The sequence below is a fragment of the Streptomyces sp. 11-1-2 genome (assembly GCF_003595545.1).
Classification (GTDB): Bacteria; Actinomycetota; Actinomycetes; order Streptomycetales; family Streptomycetaceae; genus Streptomyces; species Streptomyces hygroscopicus_B.
The window spans coordinates 7382275-7397623 of the sequence record NZ_CP022545.1 but is presented as its reverse complement, the minus strand read 5'-3'; the positions used below and the strand labels follow the sequence as shown (position 1 = coordinate 7397623).

Below are 15349 nucleotides of genomic sequence, written 5' to 3'. Positions count from 1 at the left end.
TTACGCAACTGCCGGGGCAGCGACAGGGTGGGGTCCTGGGCGTCCTCCGTAGAAGTCCGGCCGAGCCAAGCCACCGGGACGGTCACCGGAAGGGTCGCGGCGTCCGGAATACCGGCCGTGGACCAGGGGCGGCTGGCTACGGGCTGCGCCCAAGGCCGAGTGCTGAGCGGATTGCCGTGCATGCGTTGTCTCTCTCCCAGGGATCGGTGCGAGAGGCTCAGACGTGGCCACTCTTCGGGGCACTGTGACCGGCGTACAGCCACTCCAGCACCTCACGAATCGCGGCCCCCTGGCGCTGGGCCAGCGCCTGAGCCTCGCCACCATCGACGACGACGTACTCGACGACCGTCCGCAACCCCTCTGAACTGCGCGTTTCAGCGTTGCCGCGACCGGTCGTCGTCCATGGACGCTCCGACTCGGTGGTGTCGTCAAGGCCGCGATCTTGCGTGTCGGAAGATGGCCGTGAGGGCTGGTTCACGACCACTCTCCGTCACCCCGTCGCCGCACGTGAACGGCCACCCGCACACCCAGAACCCCATCTCCGCCGGAACAACCCGCCCCGAGCCACTGCCGAGCCTGCGCTCCCGAGACCCCCGCCGGCACAGGTGCGGCAACGGACTGTGCCGGCGGTTGCCGACCCGGCGCCGAGCAGGGGCTGTCTCGGCGGCGGGTATCGCGGACATTCTTCATCTGGAACCCCCAGGCGTGGTGCTCAGTTCGACGGTGGCAGCCAACTGGCGCTGTCATGATCAATAGAGATTCCAGGAGTGGGTCTTTGCCACCGCCGGGGAGCGGGTCCGCTCCCCACTGCACCTCAGCCACGCGCACCTGGGGCGCGAGCGCACCCCGCACCCGAGCCATGGCCGAGCCAGAAGCGGACCACCTGGCCAGCGCAGACGAACACGGGAGCAGGTTCAAGTTCCACGGGCGCGCTCCCCCACACCGGGTGCACAACCGCGACCACCACGAGGCACGGGGTACACCCCGAGAGCACCGCTCCCCCTCCGTTCCCCGACCGCTCCCGCCGCCCAAACCCCGCGTCATCCGCCGCCAGGACACCCGAACCCGGCCCCACCCGACCACACGCACCGGCGCGCGCGCACAGCACGCCGCTCACACCCCAGGAGCCGCCCCGAAGGAGCCAGAAGCCAGGTGTTCCTGACCCGCACCTCACCAGCCCGCCACGGGACCCGTACAGAATCCACGCTGCACATGAACCTCACAGGGAGGAGGCATCCACCACGGCTCAGCAGCCGAGCAACCAGCAACACGCGATCCGCGCACGCCCGGCCGCGCTGACCAGTAGATCGGGATGCTTCGCTTTACCGATATACAGTCGCCCTCGCCAGCAGCCGGCTCGTCTACGGCCCGGCCTGCGGTGATGCCCTGCACGGGGGCGTCGCATCCAAGGACGGCCCCGGACACGCCGACCGAAACGAGGATGGAAACGACAGGGGAAACGTCTTCGGCTCATCCGAGCCACTCACCACTGGCTACACGTGATAGTGCGCCCGAGCATTCACAGTTCATGGCATTCCATGAGGAGCGGAAGGGGGTTTACCAATCTCGATTTATTTCGCGTCGCCCCTACCAAGCTCTCCGACTGGCCATTGCGTTCACCCGGGCTGACCACGGGAAGTTCTAAAGGGTGTTGCAGAACGCGGTCGGTTGGGCATTTTCCCTGTATGGGTGGGGTGTTGCGGGCTGAGCGGTTGTGGGTGGAGACGTTCACGGGCTTGCGGATGAGTGGCTTCGCGAGCCTGTTGAAGGTGGTGCGTGAGCGGGGCGGCAACGGGCCCGGAGGCGGTCGCCCGTGGTGTCTGCCGCTGGCCGACCGGGTGCTGCTGGTGGCCGTCTACTACCGCACCAACCTCACAATGCGGCAGCTCGCCCCGCTCTTCGGGATCTTCCCGGCCACCGTCTGCCGGGTCATCCAGCGGCTGGGGCCTATGCTCGCACTGGCGCCGGCCCCACGACCGGTCGCCGACGTCGAGCGGTTGTGGATCGTGGACGGCACGCTCATCCCCGTTCGCGACCGGACGGTGGGTGCCTCGTCGCGTAACTACCGCTTCTCGGCAAACGTGCAGGTCATCATCAGATGCCGACACCCGTCTGGCCGTCGCCACCGCCCCTCCGGCACCCGGCAACAAAGCCGACGCCCACGTCTGGCGGGCCTCCGGCCTGCGCGCCCACTGCGAAGGCACCCCCGTACTCGCCGACGGCGCCTACTTGGGAACCGGCCTCATCGTCCCGCACCGCAAGAGAACAGGACGCCCCCTGCTGCGGGCCCAGGAGGAAGACAACGCCGAACACCGACGCGTCCGTGCCCGCGTCGAGCACACTTTCGCCCGCATGAAGAACTGGAAGATCCTCCGCGACTGCCGACAGAAGGGAGTCGGCCTCCACCACGCCGTCCAGGCAGTCGCCACCATGCACAACCTCGCCCGTACAGCATGAACAAGCAGGTCAGACGCCACTCCGACCTGCACACACCCACCCTTCTGCAACACCCTTTAGGCCCAATGCCGTTGTTTTAGGCCTTGGGCGTGGGTTCTTGGGTAGTGGTCCCAGGGGTGGTTCGGGTGTCTGCGCGTGTGTCTGAGTTATCGGGTCTGGGGCTGTTGACCTGGGTGTATCCGCCGGGGTTGGTGGATCGGGTGGTGGCGGCTTGCGGGTGCGCGGAGCAACGCAGACGGCTGCTTCCCGCGCGGTTGGTGGTGTACTTCGTGCTGGGGCTGGCGTTGTTCTCTCCGGCTCCGTATCTGGAAGTGATGCGGCATCTGGTGGAGGGGCTGCGGGGCCAGGGGCTGCTGGGCGGCTGGCATGTACCGGCGAAGTCCTCGCTGTTTCGGGCCCGGCAGCGGCTGGGCTGTGAGCCGTTGCGGGTGCTGTTCGCCACGACCGCCAAGCCGATGGCTACCGAGGCGACCCCCGGCGCGTTCTGGCGGGGCTTGCGGCTGCTGGCGGTGGACGGGACGTGCTGGGACGTCGCGGACAGCGAAGCCAACGAGGCCGCGTTCGGGCGTCCGGGCAACGGCCGCGGGCCGGGCAGGAGCGCGTTCGTGCAGGTGCGGATGGCTGCGTTGGTGGAGGTGGGCAGCCATGCGGTGCTGGACGCGGAACTCGCCGGCTGCCGCACCGGTGAAGTCACCCTGGTCGGCCGCCTGCCACGGTCACTCGGCCCGGACCAGCTCGTCCTGGCCGACCGTGAGTTCCTCGGTGTCCCGTTGTGGCAGGCCTTCACCGCCACCGGCGCCGATCTGCTGTGGCGAGTGCCCGCCAACCGTGTCCTGCCGGTCCTCAAGCAGTTCCGGGACGGGTCATGGCTCTCGCAGATCCGGGCAAGCAGCGGCCCTGCCCGGCATGAGCCAGTCACCGTCCGGGTTCTGGCCTACCAGCTCAAGGGCCAGGGCGGTGAGGGTGCCGCTGACGGCTACCGGCTGGTCACCACCCTGCTGGATGCCCGACGCCATCCGGCCCGGCAACTGGCCGCGCTCTACCACGAACGCTGGGAGGTCGAGTCCGTCTTCGCCGAGATCAAGACCCGTCAGCGCGGCGCCCGTGTCGTACTGAGCAGCAAGACCCCTGATGGTGTCCGTCAGCAGATCTGGGCACACCTGCTGGTCCACCACGCCCTGCGCGAGCTCATGCTGAGAACGGCCGCCACCCGTGGTCTGGACCCCGATCGGGTCTCCTTCACCGAGACCCTGCGCTCTGCCCGGCGCAGCGTGACCGTTACACCGGGCAGCTTTTCCCCCTGACCTGCTGGTCAGGGCCTTGGTGATGCTCGAGCAGGACCTTTTGGAACGACTCCTGCCTGCCAGACGCCTGCGCAGCCAGCCCCGAGCCGTGAAACGCAAGATGTCCAGTTACCAGCTCAAACGGGCTGAACACCGTCTCTGGCCGCAACCGACCCGCACCGGCACGCAAGCCATCCTCATCACAAGACCCGAACCCGCAGGCCCGTAACGCAACGGCATTGCCTTTAGGCCACGAACTCCACTTCATGGAGTATGTCCGCACCCGCATGCCCCTACCGGACCAGGCCCAAGCGCTACGCCTCGCCGACGGGGTCCCCCTGCTCCACATCATCCGCGTGACCCTCACCGAGTCAGACAGGCCCCTCGCTCTGGAGGAATTCCACCTACCCGGCGACGAGCTGGAGCTGTCGCTCCGGCTGTAGCACAGCCCGAGTTGGCTCAGATTTTCTCCACGTCATCAAGGCGGCTCGCTCCGCTCACCGCGCGCGGCCCGACCCCCGGCCGAGCCTGTGCTCCTGTCTCCGCCCCGCTCCGGCCCGGCCGGCCCCGGGCCGCGCAGGTCCAGGGGGCGCCGAAGCCGAACATTGATCACCTGTGCGGGTGCCGTTGAAAGACAGCCTCCGGCGGGGGCGCTCAGGCTCCGAGATGGGGGGCGCCATGTGCGAGCGCCAGCCGTCGTGTGGTTGCTGCGGGAGGCTCCCATCCCGTCTGCCGTCGACCCTGGCAGAGCCGAGCAGGCCCGGCACCGGGCGTCCAGGTCGTTCGTACAGTGGCGCGCTCCACCTGGACGCCCGGTGCCGCGCCTGCTCCACGGTGTGTGGGTCGACGGCAGACGGGATGGGAGCGTGGCAGGTATGGGCCGAGAAGGGGCAGCGTTCATCGGTTAGAACGCCCTTGGAGCTCATAACAGGATCTTGTTGTGGTGCCCTCTTCGGGCGTGACCGATGTGAAGATTCAGCCGTTCGGGATGGTGTGAGTACTCGGCCGTGGATCGTGGACGACGACTTGCGGACGCTGATCGAACCGCTGCTGCCGCCCTGGCCGGAGAAGTCACCAGGCCCGCATGCCCCGATTCGCTGCTCGGCGACAAGGGCTACGACTCCAGCCCCCACAGCGAGGAACTGGGCAGGCGCCGAACCCTGCAGTGCTTGAGCCGCCCAGGGGGGCAACTTCAGCTTGCTGTGGCTGCGCCGAATACCTCGCCGAGAGCAGCCTGGTACAAAGCATCGAGTTCTTGATTACGCTGCTTCATTCTGCGAATGATCTCATATGCACTGTCAAGCAGAGATGAGATGCGAAGCTGAGTATTTTTATCCGGAAGAGAGATAATTAGATTCTCAAAAGCCTTGATTCCCAGCGTGCGATTGCGTGCCGTGGTCCCAGGGGAGCTCTTAAGGATCAGCGGGTGACCAGCTTCACTGAGGAAGTAGTACCTCATATAGCCCATGTCGATATCGTCTTGCTTTTTAGGCACATAGGGGAGGAAGCGCTGCGAAGCAACGCGGTCGACGTCAGACTCTTCTGACAGTGCGATCGCCTTCTCCCAAGCCTGAATATTACTAAGCACCAAGGCGTCGGCGGGAATCCGGTAGTACTTGAGCTTACTCAGCGTCGAACCGAGTTGCGGTTCTCGACGGATAACCCCCTTACCGAAGGAGTAAACACCGATCTGAGAGTACTCCTGCTCTGGATCAATCGAAACTGAGACCCGAGAGAGTTCCATGACTGAGCCAACGCGAACATGAGGAGCTTCTACCTTGCAAAGGCTATTATGCAAGGACGCAACCAAGCCTTCGGCATGTTCCGTTCTCTCAACACTGTAGTTCCGCGCCCCATAAAGACGGTCAAGTCGAGCTGCGATTTCCTGCTGTTCATCAATCGAATCAGGTAGAGGCGCTTTGATCGAGAGCATTCGCTGGGCGCTTACTCGCTCGCGGCGAGCCCCGACGCCGCGGGACTCGCCCCGCAAGAGTTCCCAAAACCCCGGCCATCGGAAGAGGTGTTGAAGGTAGGCAGAATCTGCTACGTCGGGATTGATCGTAAATGTCGGGAACTCGGGAGAGAGGAACCAGCCATCAAGGCGCTCTGGAACAACAGCGATAGCTCCCTCAAACGCCTTGAGGCGACTGAGCACGACGCTACCTGCGTGAAGGCGATGCAACTTCGGGTAGCTGGTCTCACTCCCTCGGATTGGCTCACGAGTAAACATCCCTCGGCCGAATCCGTAAACCCCAGCAATATCAAACCGATCGTTAGGCGATACAGAGACGGCGTCAATGGAAATGCTAAGGGCTTCGCTCAGGAGCTTCACTGGTCGCTACCCCTCAGATCTTCCTGGACTTTCCTCAGCAGTGTCAGGATCCCTTCCTCGGCTTGAATGAGTTCCCGAATTATGTCAGCTGGCTCGCGGTGAACCTGCGTTTTGTCCTGGTACGGGTTTCGCACATCTAGGTCAAGTAGCTCGTTGAGCGCCTTGCGAGGGACCCGCCAGGCATGTCGAGTCTCTACACGGCTAGTACGTTCGGAGCCACCCCACCATGCCTCAACATCAGCAAGATGAGCATCGGTCATCGGTTTCGTCTTAGTGAAGTTGCGCCGACCATCTGGAAGCGGCAACTCATAGAACCAGGTGGCTTTCGTCGGTCCCGTCCGGTCGAAGAATAGGACGTTGGATGGGATAAGGGTGTATGGGGCGAAAACTCCGTTCGGAAGTCTCAAAACAGTATGGAGATCGAAGTTGTCCAGCAGCTGCCGACGGACCTTCTCTCCGACCCCACCTTCGAAAAGAATGTTATTTGGAACCACAACCGCGCAACGCCCACCCTCCTTCAGGCGCTCCATAATGACTTGCAGGAAGAGCCATGCCGTGTCATTGGTGCGTTTTTCCGTTGGGAAGTTCTTCAGTACGCGGGATTCCTCCTCACCGCCAAACGGTGGGTTGGTCAGAACCACGTCAACTCGATGATGCCGGTGGGAAGCGATCGGATGGTGCAGGGTGTTGTCAAGCGTCAGATTCGGGCGATTGACACCGTGCAGGAGCAGATTCATCGTCGCCAGCAGATATGGCAGAGACTTCTTCTCGATCCCCTGCAGGTTGGCGTCGATGGCGTCGGCCTCCTCCGCACTCATGCCATCGGCATACTGCTTACGGAGATATTCAAAGGTTTCTACGAGAAACCCACCTGTGCCGCAGGCCGGGTCAAGAACCCTCTCATGAGGGTTAGGATCAGTCATGCGAACCATGAAGCGCACCACAGCCCGAGGCGTATAAAATTCGCCCGAATCGCCAGCGGCGTCCCGCAGCTCCTGGAGCATGGACTCGTAGACATGAGCCATGGTGTAGACCTCGCTCTGAGCATGGAAATCAATGCCCGCGATGGTGTCTACGACCGAGCGAAGCAGGTAGCCGGATCGCATCCGGTTCTGGACTTCCTTAAAGATCGTCCCGATGACGTCAAGCTCAGACGAGCCGGATCGCCTGGCCAGATAAGGCAAGAGTTCGGCGTTTACGAACTCCGTGAGCGTGTCGCCTGTGCGGCGTTGCTTCTCGGGGCAGCCGGCCCAGTCTCGCCAGCGGTAGGGCTCCTCAATCAGCGGCTCAAAGGTTCCCTCGCCGAAGTCTTCCCGGTCCTCCTCTTGCGCATCCAGGGCCTTGAGAAAGAGCAGCCAGGAGAACTGGGGAATTCGCTCAATGTCGCCGTTGAGACCCGAATCCTTCCGCATGATGTCACGCGCCCGCTTGATGATGGCGTTGAGGTCAGCGACCTTGGCACGCCGCTCACCCGCTGGTCGTGCAGTGGTCTCATCAGGCAGATTGAACAGAGTGCTCACGCGAGTTCTCTCCGGACAGAACGGTAAGGCTTGGCAGCGGGCAGGCCGATGCGAGCCTTCGGATCATGGGGGCGAGGAGCCTCAGTGACAGCCTGAAGCCTCGTCCCCGCCTTCGGGAGGGTAGCCGCTTTCAGGCCGCGTAGAGGACTTTCTGGAGCTCATCCCACGTATGACGGAGGCGCTCCGGTCCGCCGAAGAGGCTTGCGATCTCTCTCAGCGAACCGTGCCGACGCATCGGCTCCAGCTTCAGTACCTCCAGCTTCTCCAGCTCTCCTGCGCCGTGCACGGCGTACCGATCGAGAAGCTCGTCGATGACAGCCCGAGCTTCCTCAGGCAACGGCTCGAAGAAGTCACCCTTCGCACGCTTGGCCCGGTAGACGCGCTCGTGGCGGCTGATGGCTGGCTCGTTCCAAGCCACATGGGCCAGCACGTCCAGGGGATCCGCATCGGTCAACCCTGTCCGCTGGCACAGCTCGTCCAGAGCGATGCCTCGGGCACCCAGCGCTTCGGCGATTTCACTGCGCGAGGGGGCCGTCCGCCAACGAGCGCGCAGCTTGTCGGGTCCAAGGAAGAGCTTTCGCACCACCCCCCGGGCGTAGTCGCGGTACTCGACAAGGCGGAGCTGGTCACTACCGGGTTCCGTCATCCAGACGCCCTCCGCGGTGATCTCCACCTCCGTATCTTCCACGACGAATTTACGGGGCGGTGCAGGAGCGGCCAGCGGCTGCTCTTGGTCCTCGTCCTCGTCAGTTGGGGACGCATCAGATGAGTCGGTCTCCGGCTCCACCGACTCTGGGTCACAGACCACCTGACCGTCGTCGTTGATCGTGTCCTCGACCTCGTACTCGGCTGGACCATCGAACTCAGCGTCCTCGAACAGGACGGTCGCGCCGACGAAGTCGATGATCTCGAACGACAGCTTGTCGTAGTCTTCAGCCAGCCGCGTTCCCCGGCCGATGATCTGCTTGAACTCATGCACGGACCCAACTGGGCGGAACAGCACCACGGTGCGGAGGGTCGGAATGTCGACGCCCGTTGACAGCATGCGCGACGTGGTGGCCACAACGGGAGCCAACGTCTCAGGATCCTGGAACTGCTCCAACTTCTGTTTTCCCCAGTCACCCTCCTTACTCACAATGCGGGCTGCATAGTCCTTATGGATGCGCGACATGTCCTTGTTGGCGTTGGTCATGGCCTGCCGCATATCGAGCGCGTGGTCCGAATCGACGCAGAAGATGACCATCTTTCCCATGCGGTCAGTGTCATGGAGGTAGTCCGTGAGGTACTGAGCCGCCGCATCAGTCCGCTTCAGGAGCGAAATGATGTGCTCGAAGTCCTTCGTCTCATACAAGCCTTCGGGGATTTCACGCTGGTACTTATCGACCTCGCCAGCGGTGATCTGGACCCCCTCGGCATCCGGACTGAGCACGACGCGACGCACTCGGTAAGGCGCCAGGTACCCGTCCGCAATACCCTGCTTGAGCGAGTAGGTGTAGAGGGGTTCGCCGAAGTACTTGTACGTGTCGACGTTTGCGGCACGCTTGGGGGTAGCGGTCAGACCCAGCTGAATCGCTGGGCTGAAATGGTCAAGGATCGCCCGCCAACTGGACTGCTCGTTGGCACTGCCTCGATGGCATTCATCGACGATGACCAAATCGAAGAAGTCGGGCCCATATTCCTTGAACAGGTCGGCACGAGCCACGTTGGTCAGAGCTTGGTAGGTGGCGAAGTAGATGCTGCGGGCGGTGTCTTTCTCACCGCGGATGCGGTGGACCGCCTCACCGAAGACGGGCGTGAATTCGTTCCGCATCGGCTGCTCGATGAGGCTGTCGCGGTCAGTCAGGTAGAGGACACGCTTGAGACCGGTCTGCCCGGTGTGCTCCCAGTACTGCATCAACTTCCAGACGATCTGCATCGCCGTGAACGTCTTGCCGGTGCCGGTCGCCATGGTGAGCAACAAACGGTCACGCTGGCCACCCAGGCAAGCAGCCACCGTGCGGTGGATGGCAATGCGCTGGTAGTAGCGAGGTTCCTTCGGTGTTCCGTCAGCGTGCTTCAGCATGCGGCTGAAGGGCTCGCGCAGTACATCCGAAATAGTGCTGTCGGTGATGCCCTGGTGGTTCAGATACAGTCCCCACAGTTCGTCTGGGCGCGGGAAGTACTCGGGGCTGGTCTCTTCACCGGTCAGGAAGTTGAACACGGCGACGCCATGGCCGTTAGTCGAGATAGCCATGGGCAAGTCGAGCTGCTCGGCGTACGCCTTGGCCTGCTGCAAGCCGTCGCGAGGATCAGCGAACTCGCGCTTGGCTTCGACGACTGCTACCGGGACGCCCTCGGCGATCTCCAGGACGAAGTCGGCCTGAAGGGGCCGCTGCCGGCGATGAGACCGGCCGGCCCGCACGATCCGTCCTGCCGTGACCGGCACCTGCTCCCTGATCTGACCAGGCAACCACCCCGACTCATCCTTCAGACGCGGAAGCACGTAGTCCCGGCACATGGTCGCTTCGTCCCGCCCCTTGTCAACCATGGTCATCACGGTACGCCAAATCACTGACAACCGAACCGTCCTGGAGCTGTACACCCGTGCTCAGAGCGGGACTTGAGTCTTTGGAACTCGTAAAAGGATCTTGTTTGTGGTGCCCTGTTCGGCCGTCCGCGAGGGGGCAGGGCGGACCACGAACGGATCACTGCACTGACGAGGCGCTACAGGGCGCAGAAGCGATAGGCGCCGGTGGGGCGGAGAAGGGAGCACGCATGCACGCAAGCGCACCAGGTCGAGCGGGAAACAGCGGGGAATCTCGGGAAGCGTGGTCAAGCTTCACTAGGCCGACTTATTCGTCACCGCGACGGCCACGCCGTCCTGGTCCATCTCGGTGGCCTCGCCCTGGCCCCGCGCGAGTGGGACTTGATCCTCACCGCGATCTACTACGAGCGGCACAGGTGGCACACCCGTGAGGAGTGTGCGGTGTTCGTCCACCGGTATGGCTTCGACCTGATGAACTGGCTTCGGGCCGGGCGTAAACGCTCGCTGACGGGGTCCACAGGTACGTGGTGGTTCGGCCGATAACACGAAGCCAGGAGCCTGCGCCGCGGGGTGGTTACGACGAGCCCCCAGCCCATCGGGGCGGTGCCCCGATGGCCAAACGACATGAGCAGGAGCGCACGATCTGACGCCCGTGAGCGGCCGCTCCCTATCCCCACTCCTGCCCCTGTTCTCGACTTGAGGAGGGCGCGCCAGCGTCTCGGACGGTCAGCGGCTCGGCAGCATCGATTCGCACTGCCGAGCCGTCGTCCAGGGCTAGCACCACGGTGAGCCCGCCCGATGTGCGCTGCTGGGCGCCCACACTGCGGACGGTGCGCCACTCACCCCACACCCGTACACACTGACCGGCTCGGACCGTCAACGCGGCGACCTCCACCCCGTCCCGTTCCGGCACCAGATCCGGGGCTTTCAGCTCGACCCAGACGGTTTTACCGATCCCGCAGGCGCGCCTTTCATAGCCCCAGCGATGAGCCAGAGCCTCCACGAGTAGCAGCCCTCGCCCGCCCGTCTCGTCCTCTTCCGGCTTCCGCACCTCCGGCTTGCCCTCGCCGGCGTCGCTGACTCCGAGCCGTAGCACGCCCTCATCCACCAGCCGCGTGATCCGCACCTCCACCAGTCGGTCATTGGGCACACGTACACGCAGGGCATTGGTCACCAGCTCCGACAACACCAGCTCCCCCACCTCCGCGGCCTCCTGCCCGACACCCCAGTCGGCGAGCACGGAATGCAGCAGCGCCCGCGCCCGCGGAACGCTGCTCCGTCGACGGGGCAGGTGAAACTTGACTTCGTACGGTTCGCTCACGACAGCTCCCACCGATCCAGCGAGCCGTTCGAACTCCGAGGTGAGAGCGGGAACGTGCTCGGTCGTCAGTTACCCGTGCCTCTGAGTCATCGCACGGAGCTTTGCCACGCTCAGCGTTCAGTTGAGCGCATAACGTCATGAACGCTAAGCTGCACCCCGCAGCCAGGCATCGTCAAGTCACACTTCGTGTCAATTGACACGACGTTGCTGATTGATCGTTTCTGGCTACATCAGGATCGAGAATGTCCCTCATCCGCCCGGTCTTTGAGGGCAGCTCGCGGGCACAGGGAGAAGCAATGACCAACAGCAACAGCACCTTGCTGATGTCTCGCGTCACGTTCGGCCGGGCTCTGCGGCGTCTGCGACATGAAGCCAATCGCTTCACCATCGCGGAGGTTGCGGCGGCGCTCGGCTGCGACGTCTCCTTGATCAGCCGGATCGAGAACGGAAAGCGGGTCTGCTCCCAGCGGCACTTCGCCCAGCTCATGGACCTCTACGAGGTCTCTGCTGACCAGCGTGACGAACTTGCCGAGCTGCACGCATCCGCCCGGGAGCGACGCCAGCCGTGGTGGGCGCCGTACGGCGAAGTGATCAGCGCGCAGTACGAACGCTTCCTCGGGTTCGAGGCGGCAGCCTCGACTGTCCACGAGTATCAAATCGGCATCCTGCCAGGGCTCTTGCAGACAGAGGCTTACGCGGCGGCGGTGACCAGCGTCGGCTTCGCCTCGCTGGGGCCAGACCAGATCGAGGCGCTTGTCGAGGTGCGCAGCCTGCGTCAGCGGCATTGTCTCCACGAAACGACAGCTCCACTGGAGTGCCACTACGTCATCGCGCAGGCGGCCCTGGACTTCCAGGTCGGCGGTGCACGGACGCACCAAGAACAGTTGGGACATCTGGTGGAGATCTCAGCGCATCCCAGCGTCGACCTACGCGTCATCCCCTACGAGAAAGGTGAACAGGCCGCTCAGATCTCAGCCTTCAGGATTCTCCAGTTCTCGGACGAAGACGTGCCCGACGTGGCCTTCGGTGAGTCGGTCGCTGGTAGCTTGACGATGGACGACCCACGGGACCTGCGACGCCTGCACCGGCTGTTCCGCAGTCTCACCGATGCGGCCCTCTCCCCAGAGGAGAGCCGCGACGTCATCGCTGGTACGAGAAACAGGGGAAGCTAACTGATGGAGAAGATAGACCTCTACTCGATCGACCCTGCACCCCTCGCCTGGCAGAAGAGCAGCTTCACCGCGAACAATGGTGAGTGCTTCGAGCTGGCGCCACTCCCCGGTGGAGGGGTGGCCGTTCGTGATTCGAAGAACCCATCTGGCCCGCATCTCTGCTTCACTTCCGGTGAGTGGCGAGCCTTCAAGGCAGGCATGACCGCTGGGGACTTTGACAATCTTTAACTCGATCTTTCGGAACAGCTCACCGGTTCAACTTGCGAATCCTTCGGCTGATCGGCCGGGAGGCGGAGGTGGGAAGCAGCCAAGAAGATGAGCGCCACCGAATCAGCGGCCCCGCCCCTGTCCACGTCGGCCTCCGCCTCAGTCGATACTTCAGCTTGTTTCGGTTAGTCCGCTTTCGATGGTGTCGCGCACTGCGACCGCGCGAGGGTCATCGAAAGCAGCGAGGAGCCTCAGCGCCTGTGTCCAGTGCCGACGGGCTTCCTCAGGGCTTTCTCCGAGTACAGCCGAGGCCAGGCCATCGAGGGCCAGGGCTTGGTGCCACTCATCGCCGAGATCGCGATGCGCCGAGGCGGCCTGCCGGTGGAAGTCGGCCGCCTCGGCGTGACGCCCGAGCCGGCGGTACACCTCACCAACCCCCTGCCAGGCCAGCGCCTCTCGGCTGCGGTCGGCGAGGCGTCGGTGGAGTGTGGCGGACCGCTGGTAGGAGGTCAGGGCCTCGGCGTACTGGTCCTTGGCCTGCTGGGCATCGCCGAAAGTCAGCAGCCAGAAGCCCTCCAGGCGCAGGTTACGGAGGCTGAGTGCGATGTCGAGGGCGGCCTGGGCCGAGGCCAGGGATGCCTCGACTTCGCCCCGTTCGCGTTGGACGTCGCTCAGCACGCGCAGGATGTTGCCCTCGCCACGCTGATCACTGAGGGTTCGGTGCGCTGCCAGGGCCTGGTCGATGACGGTTGCCGCCTCCGGAAGTCGCCCGGCGCGGTAGTGGGTGGTCGCGAGGTTGGACATCGCCGTGGCGGCCCAGTGGGCGGTGTCCTGCTCCTGGAAGGCGGAGATGGCCTGCTCGAAGTGGCGGGCAGCGGGGTCGAGTCGTCTGGCGCGGAGGTGGTTCAGCCCGATCAGGTTGAGTGAGCGTGCTTCGCCAAGGCGGTCGCCCAGGTCGCGCCGGATCGTCAGCGCGTTCTCGTGGGATTCGAGGCTCTCGGTCTGGCGGTTGATGCGGGTGTAGGCCATTCCGAGGTAGGTGTGGAGTGCGCCTTGTGCGGCGCGTTCCCCCAACCGTTCGGCTGCCTCCAGCCCGATGCGGCCCACGGCCGGCCAGCTCGTGCCTGAGGCGGAAGGGAACTGCGCGTTCCACAGAACCGTGGACAACTGCCACGCCAGGCCGTCATGCCCGGCGTCGGCCGCCATACGTACCGCCTGGAGGAGGTTGTCGTGCTCCCGCTCAGCCCAGTCCGCGGCGGCGTCGTACTCGGAGAACGTCAGCGGGATGACGTCATCCAGGGCAAGCGTGAGCGGCACGCGGTCCTCGGCGGGGTTGATCCAGCTCTGCGCGGCATCGGCGGTGTGCAGGTACCACTCCAGCACGCGGCGCAGAGCTGCCTCCCGCTCGGCTGGCGGTTCCTCGTGCTGGGTCTGGTCGATGGCGTAGGCGCGCAGAAGGTCATGAAACCGGTAACGGTCCTGGGCGGTCTGCTCCAGCAGATGAGCACCGACCAGAGAGTCCAGCAGCTGCCGGGATCGACTGGTGCTGGCCGACCCTGCCAGGGCGGCGGCGGCCCGCAGCCCGAACTCGGGTCCGGGGTGTAGGCCGAGCAGGCGGAACAGGCGGGCGGCTTGCTCGGACAGGGCGCGATAGGACCACGCGAGAAGACGGTGCGGACGGCTTCGGCTTCCTCGTCGTCGCCAGTGCTCAGGGCGTCCCAGAGGGCCGATTCGTCGCGTAGGTCGGCGATCAGGTCGGCCAGCCGTAGGTGGGGGTGACTGGCGGCGCGTTCCGCGGCTATCCGCAGAGCGAGCGGAAGTCGTGCGCACAGTTGGGCCAATTCGGCGAGCTGCCGTTCGTCATCGACCGGCCGGTATCCCGCGGTGACGACGCGCAGCAGGGCAACCGCCTCCGGCTCCGGCAGCACGCCAAGCGTGAGCCGGCGGGCCCCGTCGCGGACGGCGAGGCCGGACAGGCGGCTGCGGCTGGTGACCAGCACCAGGCTGTGCGCGCTCCCCGGCAGCAACGGTCTGACCTGGCCGACGGTGGCCGCGTTGTCCAGGACGACCAGTACCCGGCGGTCGGACAGCAACGAGCGGTACAACGCGGCGGCCGCGTCAAGATCCTGCGGTACGGCTCCGGGCGGGACACCGAGCGAGGTCAGCAAGCGGTGCAGGGCCTCGCGTGCCGCGACCGGCTCTCCGGGGTCGTAGCCGCGCAGATTGGCGTACAGCTGGCCATCCGGGAAACGCTCCCGCACCTGGTGTGCCCAGCGCAGTGCCAACGATGTCTTTCCGGCGCCGGCGGTGCCGGCGATCACGTATACCGAGACGACGAGCGGACCGCCGTCCTCGGTGGTGAGGACGGCATTCAACTGGCCAAGCTCATCGGTTCGGTTGACGAATCCGCCCACATCGGCCGGTAACTCGCGTGGGACGGGGCTGGAGGAGCTCCCCGGGTCCGGTGTGCGCTGCGCGTGGAAGTGGATGCCTCCGTGCACACTTCTCGCCTGGACGACGTCACGTGAGGATC

11 protein-coding genes and 1 pseudogene are annotated in these 15349 nt (G+C 64.6%); 5 read left to right on the top strand and 7 right to left on the bottom strand.

Annotation, left to right across the window (positions count from 1 at the left end; all coding sequences use genetic code 11):
• Positions 1–217: 217 nt before the first annotated feature.
• Complete coding sequence (locus CGL27_RS50295; protein ID WP_162953108.1) at positions 218–478, bottom strand: hypothetical protein; 261 nt, start codon at positions 476–478, stop codon at positions 218–220.
• 1207 nt (positions 479–1685) lie between these two features.
• Between CGL27_RS50295 and CGL27_RS31885 the strand changes: the two are divergent.
• From CGL27_RS31885 to CGL27_RS31870, 3 genes and pseudogenes are all read left to right on the top strand, one after another.
• Positions 1686–2457 (top strand): annotated as a pseudogene (locus CGL27_RS31885) (transposase family protein).
• Positions 2458–2594: 137 nt separating this feature from the next.
• Positions 2595–3761 (top strand): IS4 family transposase, encoded by a 1167-nt coding sequence (locus CGL27_RS31880; protein ID WP_240450714.1) that lies wholly within the window; start codon positions 2595–2597, stop codon positions 3759–3761.
• A gap of 245 nt (positions 3762–4006) precedes the next feature.
• Complete coding sequence (locus CGL27_RS31870) at positions 4007–4183, top strand: UTRA domain-containing protein (RefSeq protein ID WP_240450713.1); 177 nt, start codon at positions 4007–4009, stop codon at positions 4181–4183.
• A gap of 749 nt (positions 4184–4932) precedes the next feature.
• On the opposite strand, the gene CGL27_RS31865 is transcribed toward CGL27_RS31870, so the two are convergent.
• The 4 genes from CGL27_RS31865 to CGL27_RS31845 all read right to left on the bottom strand — a co-directional run bounded on the left by CGL27_RS31865 (position 4933) and on the right by CGL27_RS31845 (position 11437).
• Positions 4933–6072, bottom strand: a complete 1140-nt coding sequence (locus tag CGL27_RS31865; RefSeq protein ID WP_162953107.1) for a restriction endonuclease subunit S — start codon at positions 6070–6072, stop codon at positions 4933–4935.
• Positions 6069–7592 carry a class I SAM-dependent DNA methyltransferase gene (locus CGL27_RS31860; protein ID WP_240450712.1) on the bottom strand — a complete coding sequence of 508 codons (1524 nt, stop codon included), beginning with the start codon at positions 7590–7592 and terminating at the stop codon, positions 6069–6071. The genes CGL27_RS31865 and CGL27_RS31860 overlap by 4 nt, the downstream gene beginning before the upstream one ends.
• A gap of 130 nt (positions 7593–7722) precedes the next feature.
• Positions 7723–10119, bottom strand: a complete 2397-nt coding sequence (locus CGL27_RS31855) for a DEAD/DEAH box helicase family protein (protein ID WP_205587778.1) — start codon at positions 10117–10119, stop codon at positions 7723–7725.
• Positions 10120–10783: 664 nt separating this feature from the next.
• The gene (locus tag CGL27_RS31845) at positions 10784–11437 is read right to left on the bottom strand and encodes an ATP-binding protein (protein ID WP_119991483.1); all 654 of its coding nucleotides are present in this window, start codon (positions 11435–11437) and stop codon (positions 10784–10786) included.
• A gap of 296 nt (positions 11438–11733) precedes the next feature.
• Here CGL27_RS31845 and CGL27_RS31840 point away from each other — a divergent pair, with 296 nt between their 5' ends.
• Positions 11734–12609 carry a helix-turn-helix transcriptional regulator gene (locus CGL27_RS31840; protein ID WP_162953106.1) on the top strand — a complete coding sequence of 292 codons (876 nt, stop codon included), beginning with the start codon at positions 11734–11736 and terminating at the stop codon, positions 12607–12609.
• A 3-nt stretch (positions 12610–12612) separates the two neighbouring features.
• Complete coding sequence (locus CGL27_RS31835; RefSeq protein ID WP_119991481.1) at positions 12613–12837, top strand: DUF397 domain-containing protein; 225 nt, start codon at positions 12613–12615, stop codon at positions 12835–12837.
• A gap of 150 nt (positions 12838–12987) precedes the next feature.
• Here CGL27_RS31835 and CGL27_RS52385 read toward each other — a convergent pair whose 3' ends face one another.
• Together CGL27_RS52385 and CGL27_RS52380 are read right to left on the bottom strand one after the other, a co-directional pair.
• Positions 12988–14133, bottom strand: a complete 1146-nt coding sequence (locus CGL27_RS52385; RefSeq protein ID WP_240450711.1) for a tetratricopeptide repeat protein — start codon at positions 14131–14133, stop codon at positions 12988–12990.
• Positions 14094–15317 (bottom strand): hypothetical protein, encoded by a 1224-nt coding sequence (locus CGL27_RS52380; RefSeq protein WP_240450710.1) that lies wholly within the window; start codon positions 15315–15317, stop codon positions 14094–14096. Before CGL27_RS52380 ends, CGL27_RS52385 begins: the two co-directional genes overlap by 40 nt.
• Positions 15318–15349: the final 32 nt, after the last annotated feature.

Coding starts and splice junctions, on each gene's coding strand:
- CGL27_RS31870 (WP_240450713.1), top strand. CDS start 4,007: ATGGAGTATGTCCGCACCCGCATGCCCCTACCGGACCAGGCCCAAGCG.
- CGL27_RS31855 (WP_205587778.1), bottom strand. CDS start 10,119: ATGGTTGACAAGGGGCGGGACGAAGCGACCATGTGCCGGGACTACGTG.
- CGL27_RS31840 (WP_162953106.1), top strand. CDS start 11,734: ATGACCAACAGCAACAGCACCTTGCTGATGTCTCGCGTCACGTTCGGC.
- CGL27_RS31835 (WP_119991481.1), top strand. CDS start 12,613: ATGGAGAAGATAGACCTCTACTCGATCGACCCTGCACCCCTCGCCTGG.